Here is a 7,660-nt window from a genome sequence, read left to right on the forward strand (position 1 = left end):
GCGTGGTCCTGGAAGGCCTGCGCCCCCTCGCCGAATGCGGCGGCCGCGGCCGCGCTGAGGGGTCCCAGCGCATAGAGACGACGGAGGCCGGCAGCCTTGGCACGACGACCGGCGTCGGCGTGCAGCGCTTCGGCGTCGTCGCCCAGTTCGCGCATGTCGCCCAGCACCAGCCAGCCCTCACCGCCGGCCTGCGCGCTCGCCGCCGCCAGGGTGTCGATGGCGGCCACCAGCGAACCGGGATTGGCGTTGTAGCTGTCGTCGATCACCACTGCGCCGTTCGGCAAGGTGCGCGCGACCTGCCGGCCCGCCACGGGCTGCGCAGCGGACAGGCCCTCGGCGATGATCGCCAGCGATACGCCGCAGGCCATCGCGATGCCGGCGGCGGCCAGTGCGTTGAGCACATTGTGGCGACCGGGCAGGTGCAGTTGCACCGCGACGTCGCCGTGCGGCGCCACCAGCACGAAGTCGGAACCATCATCGGTCGCGCGGATGTCGCGCGCGGTCAGGTCGGCGGTCGCTTCCAGGCCGAAGCGCAGGATGCGGCGGTCCGGCACCCGGCTGGCGAAGTACTCGGCGAACGCATCGTCGGCATTGATCACTGCCGTGCCGTCGGCCGGCAGCGCCTCGTAGATGGCGCCCTTGGTCTCGGCCACGCCCATCAGCGAGCCGAGCCGTTCCAGGTGTGCGGCGGCGATGTTGTTCACCAGCGCCACTTCGGGCGTGACGATGTCGGTCAGATAGGCGATGTCGCCCGGCTTGCCCGCGCCCATCTCGTACACCGAGAAGTCGGCATCGTCCGGCGCGTCGATCACGGCCATCGGCAGGCCGATCTCGTTGTTGCGGTTGCCCGGATTGAAGTAGGTGACGCCGGCGCGCTGCAGGATCGACACAACCAGCGTCTTCACCGACGTCTTGCCGTTGCTGCCGGTGATCGCGACCGTCTTCTCCACGCGGTCGCGCTGCAGGCCGGCCGCGATCCGCGCCAGCGCCAGCAACGTATCCGGCACGACCACCTGCGGCACCTCGACCTTCACTTCGTGGTCCACGAGGACCGCGGCGGCGCCCCGCATGGCCGCGTCGTAGGCGAAATCGTGGCCGTCGAAGCGCTCACCGCGCAGCGCCACATACAGGCTGCCCGGCACCAGCGTGCGGGTATCGTGGGTCAGCGAACCGATCACCAGATCGTCGCCCAGCAATTCGCCGCCCGCCCAGTGCGCCAGCAGGGACAAGGGAAGCCGCTTCATCGACGGTCCTCCAGCGCCTGGCGCGCCACGGCGGTGTCGTCGAACGGATGCTTCACGCCATGGATTTCCTGGTAGGGCTCGTGGCCCTTGCCGGCCACCAGCACGATGTCGTCGGGTCCGGCCAGCGTGACCGCGCGTGCGATCGCCTGCGCGCGGTCGCGCTGCACGAGCACCGCGCCCGGGGTCGCGAAGCCGGCCATGATGTCGGCGACGATGCGGTCGCCGTCTTCGGTACGCGGGTTGTCGTCGGTGACCAGCACCACGTCGGCCAGGCGCTCGGCGATGGCGGCCATCTGCGGGCGCTTGCCGGTGTCGCGGTCGCCCCCGCAGCCGAACACGCAGAACAACCTCCCCTGCACGTGGTCGCGCAGGCTGGCCAGCGCCTGTTCCAGCGCGTCGGGCGTATGCGCGTAGTCGATGACCACCAGCGGGCGACGCTGGCCTGCCGCGTCGCTGTCGCCGCCGAGGCGGTTCATGCGACCGTGGATCGGCGCCAGCCGCGACAGCGTGCGTGCGATGTCGGCGGGGGTATCGCCCAGTGCGTGCAGCGCGCCGGCCACGGCCAGCAGGTTGTCCACGTTGAAGCGCCCCAGCAGCCGCGACTGCACCGCCTGCACGTCGTCGCCGACCATCAGGTCGAATGCGATGCCGTTGCCATCCAGCCGCAGCGCGTCTGCCCGCACGCTCGCGTCCGCCTGGCCGCGCGAGCTGACGCCGATGCGCTRCACGCCATGCGGCAGGCGCGCGAACAGGTCGCGGCCGTAGGCGTCGTCGAGGTTGATGACGCCGGCTTTCAGGCCTTCGCGCGAGAACAGCCGTGCCTTGGCCGCCCCGTAGCGCTCCATGTCGCCGTGGTAGTCCAAGTGGTCGCGCGTCAGGTTGGTGAATACGCCGACATCGAAATGCACCGCGTCCACGCGCCCCTGGTCGAGCGCGTGCGAGCTGACTTCCATCGCCACCGCCTTCGCGCCGGCATCGCGGAACTGCGCGAGCAGCGCATGCATCTGCAACACCAGCGGCGTGGTGAAACCGGTGGGCACCACTTCGCCGTACATGCCGGCGCCGAGGGTGCCGACGGTCGCGCAACGCACGCCCCGCAGGTGCCAGGCCTGCGCCAGCAGCTGTACGGTCGACGTCTTTCCATTGGTGCCGGTGACGCCGACCATCTTCATGTCGTGCGACGGCGCGGCGTGGAAACGGTCGGCCATGGTGCCCATGCGCATGCGCAGCCCGGGAACGGCGATCGCGTCGCGCGGCGCTTCCAGGCCATCGGGTACGGGCGGTTCGAACAGGATCGCGCTCGCGCCGTTCTCCTGCGCCTGCGCGGCGAAGTTCAGGCCATGCGCGCCGAAGCCGGCAATGGCGACGAACGCGTCGCCGGGCTGCACGCTGCGGCTGTCCAGCGTCAGGCCACGCACCACGATGTCGCGCGGCACATCCACGTCGGGCAGCAGTTCGGCGAGCGCCATCATCCGCCTCATCGCGTGGCCCCCGTGGCGGGCGCCGCTGCATGCGGGGTATCGAAAGCGGAGGGATCCATCGTGTCGACGGCATCGTCGGGGACCGGCGCCGGTGCCGGTGCGGGCACGCCGCCGTCCTGCTTGCCCGCGTTCTTCGCCTGCGCGGCGAGCCACGCCTCGATGTCGTCCGGCGGCACGTCCATCAGACGCAGCGTCCCGTCCATCACGTCATGGAAGACCGGCGCGGCCACCAGGCCACCGTAGTAGCCGCCTTCCTGGGAGTCGTTGATCACCACGACGGCGGCGAAGCGCGGATTGCTGGCCGGCACCAGACCGGCGAAGAACGACGCGTAGCGCCCCTTCGCGTACCCGCCACCGGACGCGATGCGCGCCGTGCCGGTCTTTCCGGCCACGCGATAACCGAGCACGCCCGCGCGCTTGGCGCCGCCCTGCGTCACCACGGTTTCCATCATTCCGACGACCTCGTGCGCGATCGCCGGGTCCAGCACCTGCGGCGCCTCGCTGCGCTGGCCCTTCACGAACGTGGGCGTCACCAGCCTGCCGCCGTTGCCCAATGCCGAGTAGGCACGCGCGATCTGCAGGGGCGTCACCGCCAGGCCATAGCCGTAGGACATGGTCGCCTTCTGCAAGCCATTCCAGCGGTCCGGCGGCGCCAGCATGCCGGCGGACTCGCCCGGGAAACCGCTGCCCGGCTTCTGGCCATAGCCGAAGCTGTGGATGCTCTCGTAGAAGTAGGCGTTGGGCAGCTTCTCCGCGATCTTGATCGAGCCGATGTTCGAGCTCTTGGTGATCACGCCGGTGACGGTCAGCACACCGTTGTTCCGCGGCACGTCGCGGATGGTGTACCGGCTGTTCAACGCCATGTAACCGGGGTTGGTGTTGACGAGCGTCGACGGCGTGACCACCCCGGCCTTCAGCGCGGTCGATACGGTCAGCGGCTTCATCGTCGAGCCGGGCTCGATCATGTCCGTCAGCGCACGGTTACGGCGCGCATCCGGCTTCACCCGCTCGATCGCGTTCGGGTTGTAGGTCGGCAGGTTGACCATCGCGAGCACTTCGCCGGTGGCGACGTCCATGATCACGATCGAGCCGCTGCTGGCCTGGTGCTCGAGCAGCGCATTGCGCAGTTCGCGGTGGGCCAGGTACTGGATGCGGCGGTCGATGCTGAGCGTYAGGTCCTTGCCCGGCTGCGCGGAGCGGATCAGGTCCACGTTCTCGACGATGCGGCCGCGGTTGTCGCGGATCACCTTCTGCGCACCCGGCGTACCGCTGAGCCACTCGTCGAAGGCCAGCTCCAGGCCTTCCTGCCCGCGGTCGTCGATGTTGGTGAAGCCCAGCACGTGGGCCATCGCGGGGCCCTGCGGATAGAAACGGCGGAACTCGCGCTGCGAGAACACGCCGGGAATCTTGTGCGCCAGGATCTTCTGCGCCTCGTCCGGATTGATCCGGCGCTTGAGGTACAGGAACTCCTTGTCGGCCTTCTGCGACAGGCGGTTGGTCAGGTGGTCGAGCGGCACGCCCAGCGCCTGCGCGAGTTCCGGCAGGCGGTCGGGCGCCTTCAGCAGTTCCTGCGGGTTGCCCCATACCGATTCCACCGGCGAGGACACCGCCACCGGCTCGCCGTTGCGGTCGGTGATCATGCCGCGCGAGGTCGGGATCGGAATCTCGCGCAGGAAACGCGCATCGCCCTGGCGCTGGTAGAAATCGTGGTTGATCAGCTGCACGTACGCCGCGCGCCCGACCAGGCTGATCGAACACAGGCCCATGGCGCCGAGCACCAGTGCCAGGCGGCCGCGCAGGTTGAAGCGCGCGCGGTTGCGGTTCTTGGCCGGCGCGGCGTTCATGGACGCACCACCACGATATCCGCCGCTTCCGGCGACTTCATGCCCAGGCGCACGCGGGCGATCTGGTCGATCCGGGTCGCTTCGGCGACCGTGGCCTGCTCAAGCTGCAGGCGACCGAATTCGACGTTCAGTTCGTCGCGTGCGCGCTCCAGCCGCGTCACTTCATCGAACAGCACGCGGTGGCGATGGCGTGCATACACCACGCCGATCGCCGAGGCGATATTCGCCAGCACCAGCACGGCGATCAGGAAGCGGCTCATGCGGCCACCTCCAGCTTCTCGGCCACGCGCAGCACGGCGCTGCGGGCGCGCGGGTTCGAGGACACTTCGTCGAGCTCGCCCTTCTGCCCACCGCCGATGGCGCGCAGGGTCGGCGTGAAGTCCAGCGCCACCGGCAGGCGGCGGTTGGCCGGCGGCGCCTTGGCGTGCCGGTTGATGAACTGCTTGACGATGCGGTCTTCCAGCGAATGGAAGCTGATGACAGCCAGCCGGCCGCCGACTTTCAGGCGCATGAGGGCCGCATCGAGACCCGCTTCCAAATCCGCCAGCTCGCGGTTGATGTGGATGCGGATCGCCTGGAAGCTGCGGGTGGCGGGATGGATCTTCTCCCCGCGCGGCATCACGGAGGCGATGACGCCTGCCAGGTCGGCGGTGCGCATGAAGGGCTGCGTGGCGCGACGGGCGACGATGGCGCGCGCGATGCGGCGACTCTGCTTCTCTTCGCCGTAGGTCCACAGCACGTCGGCGATGTCGCGCTCGTCGGCGCGCGCGATCCACTCGGCCGCGCTTTCGCCCGATTCGGGATCCATGCGCATGTCGAGCGGACCGTCCTTGCCGAAGCTGAAGCCGCGCTCGGCCACGTCGAGTTGCGGCGAGGACACGCCCAGGTCCAGCAGCACGCCGTCCAGGCCGGCCGCGGTTTCATTCCACTCGGCCAGCGACGCGAAGCTGCCGCGGAAGATCGACACGCGCGCATCGCCCGCGAACATCCGTTCGGCATGGGCGATCGCTTCGGGATCCTTGTCCATCACCAGCAGCCGGCCTCCCGGGCCGAGGTGTTGCAGCACGCCGCGCGCGTGGCCTCCACGCCCGAAGGTGCCGTCCAGATATGTTCCGTCCTCCTTCACCTGCAGCCCTTCCATGACCTGCGTGTACAACACCGGCAAGTGCAGCGCGGGGAGGTGATCGGCCGGCGCGGACTGCCGCTTGCCGTCACCCTTGCTCACAAGCGCAGCTCGAGCATGTGTGCGCTCAGATCGTCGTCGGTGAGGGACTGACGGATCTGCGCGTGGTGCGCCTGTTCGCTCCAGAGTTCGAACTTCTCGCCCATGCCGAGCAGCACGGCCTTTTTCTCGATTCCCACCGCGCTGCGATGGCTGGCCGGGATGCTGATGCGGCCATTGCCGTCCAGCTCGACCGGCGACGCGGCGCCGATCAGCTTCAACTGCAGGCTGCGGTGCGCCTTCTGGGTGCTGGGCAGCTTGCTGACCTCATCACGGACGCGCTGCCAGACCTTCTCGGGGTACAGGTAGAGGCTGCCGCCCTCGAAGGGGTTGTAGGTGATCACCAGGCGGTTGCCGCACTCGCGCGCGACGAGGTCACGGYACGCGGTGGGCACCGCGAGCCGTCCCTTGTCGTCCACTGTGATGGCGGTCTCACCCTGAAACACTGCCCCTGCCTTCCCGACGCGCGAATGAGCGATCAATTGAACCACGAAAAACCACTGAAAACCCGGTTTTCCCTCTGTTGCCCACATTAGCAGCGCGCACAGGGTTGTCAACAGGAAACGACCGCTTAAATCACTTGGCGGATCAATGGCTTGCAGCAAACTTCAGAGACTTGTTCAAGCCTTATCCACAAGTTGCTGTTTCGTCTCAAATTTTGAGATTGAGGGACGATTCAGTGAGGTGACCGTCGTTTCACATCCCGTCTCGTCCGCGCCGGCGCTCCCGGGTGGAACTGCGCAAACCGGAGGCCCAGAATCGGCCCATGTGCCTCGTCGCCCTCGCCTGGAAGGTCCACCCGCGCTGGCGGCTGCTGCTGGCAGGCAACCGCGACGAGTTCCACGCCCGACCTACGGCGGCGCTGGCGCACTGGGAGGCATCGCCCCACGTGATGGCAGGCCGGGACCTGCAGTCGGGCGGCACCTGGGCCGGGGCGGAGGCCGGCGGGCGGGTGGCGGTGGTCACCAACGTGCGCGATCCGGCCATCCGGATTCCGGGGGCTCCGTCGAGGGGTCAGCTGGCGGCCGGTTTCCTGCAGTCGCCCGACGGTGCGACGCACCGCGCCACCGGCGTGCTGGTGGCCGCCGAAGCCTTTGCCCCGTTCAACCTGCTGCTCGCGGACGCCGCCGATTGCGAATACGTGAGCAACTACCCCACGCCCCGTCGGATCACGCTCGCACCGGGTCTGCACGGCTTGTCCAATGGCGACCTGGACGAGGCTTGGCCAAAGACGATGGCGCTTAAGGAGCGACTTGCCGCATGGGTGTCGGCGGAGAGGGACGAAGTCGATACGCTTTGGAGCGCGCTGGCGGACGAAACCCCCGCGCCCGACGACCGCCATCCCGACACCGGCGTAGGCATCGACGTCGAACGCAGGCTGTCGCCGGCCTTCATCCGTGGCGAACGCTATGGAACCCGCGCCAGCACCCTGATTGCCATCGATCATGCGGGGCATGGGTGGATCAGCGAGCGGAGGTTCGGGCCTGACGGTGTGTTCGAGGGGGAGACGACGTTGCGGATCCAAACTGGCGCGTAGCCAGCGCTATCGAAGCTGGAGGCTCGCGGTTGCGACTTACGTCGCTCCTACAGGGAACCCTGTGATCGCTCGCCTTTAACTGCCCCCTGAGTCAGGGGGCGGCGAGCGCACCGCGCGAGCGGGGGTGTGGCAACGAAGGCCTGGGGCCCAAAGTTCGCAATGCGAACTTTGGGAGCTTCAACGCGCTTCGCGCGTTGAAGCTGGCGGCGGAGCCGGCCGATAAGCCGGGTTCTGTCGTGGACAGTCATTCCTCTAGGCGCAACGTCACCGTTACGCTCAAGCAACCTACCCGGAGACACTGCGGGCCGCAGCATAGCCTCCCTATTTGGTCT

7 protein-coding genes are annotated in these 7,660 nt (G+C 68.5%); 1 reads left to right on the top strand and 6 read right to left on the bottom strand.

The features are described 5' to 3' along the window. The 6 genes from AC04L7_RS08615 to mraZ all read right to left on the bottom strand — a co-directional run. On the bottom strand, positions 1-1,244 hold a 1,244-nt coding region (locus AC04L7_RS08615), incomplete at its 3' end, for a UDP-N-acetylmuramoyl-tripeptide--D-alanyl-D-alanine ligase (RefSeq protein WP_475512832.1). Continuing rightward, complete coding sequence (locus AC04L7_RS08620; protein WP_475512833.1) at positions 1,241-2,725, bottom strand: UDP-N-acetylmuramoyl-L-alanyl-D-glutamate--2,6-diaminopimelate ligase; 1,485 nt, start codon at positions 2,723-2,725, stop codon at positions 1,241-1,243. The genes AC04L7_RS08615 and AC04L7_RS08620, both read right to left, overlap by 4 nt. Then, positions 2,722-4,569 (bottom strand): peptidoglycan D,D-transpeptidase FtsI family protein, encoded by a 1,848-nt coding sequence (locus tag AC04L7_RS08625; protein WP_296278481.1) that lies wholly within the window; start codon positions 4,567-4,569, stop codon positions 2,722-2,724. The genes AC04L7_RS08620 and AC04L7_RS08625 overlap by 4 nt, the downstream gene beginning before the upstream one ends. Beyond that, the gene (gene ftsL, locus AC04L7_RS08630) at positions 4,566-4,829 is read right to left on the bottom strand and encodes a cell division protein FtsL (RefSeq protein WP_296278482.1); all 264 of its coding nucleotides are present in this window, start codon (positions 4,827-4,829) and stop codon (positions 4,566-4,568) included. The genes AC04L7_RS08625 and ftsL overlap by 4 nt, the downstream gene beginning before the upstream one ends. Next, positions 4,826-5,794, bottom strand: coding sequence for a 16S rRNA (cytosine(1402)-N(4))-methyltransferase RsmH (gene rsmH / locus AC04L7_RS08635; RefSeq protein WP_436000138.1), 969 nt, complete (start codon positions 5,792-5,794; stop codon positions 4,826-4,828). The genes ftsL and rsmH overlap by 4 nt, the downstream gene beginning before the upstream one ends. After that, positions 5,791-6,237, bottom strand: coding sequence for a division/cell wall cluster transcriptional repressor MraZ (gene mraZ / locus AC04L7_RS08640; RefSeq protein ID WP_475512834.1), 447 nt, complete (start codon positions 6,235-6,237; stop codon positions 5,791-5,793). Before mraZ ends, rsmH begins: the two co-directional genes overlap by 4 nt. A gap of 320 nt (positions 6,238-6,557) precedes the next feature. Here mraZ and AC04L7_RS08645 point away from each other — a divergent pair, with 320 nt between their 5' ends. Continuing rightward, positions 6,558-7,328, top strand: coding sequence for an NRDE family protein (locus AC04L7_RS08645; protein ID WP_436000140.1), 771 nt, complete (start codon positions 6,558-6,560; stop codon positions 7,326-7,328). Positions 7,329-7,660: the final 332 nt, after the last annotated feature.

The organism is Pseudoxanthomonas sp. LjRoot204_2 (genome assembly GCF_056175765.1).

Excerpts from the sequence above, each read along its gene's own strand:
- ftsL (WP_296278482.1), bottom strand. The coding sequence starts at position 4,829 with ATGAGCCGCTTCCTGATCGCCGTGCTGGTGCTGGCGAATATCGCCTCG.
- AC04L7_RS08645 (WP_436000140.1), top strand. The coding sequence starts at position 6,558 with ATGTGCCTCGTCGCCCTCGCCTGGAAGGTCCACCCGCGCTGGCGGCTG.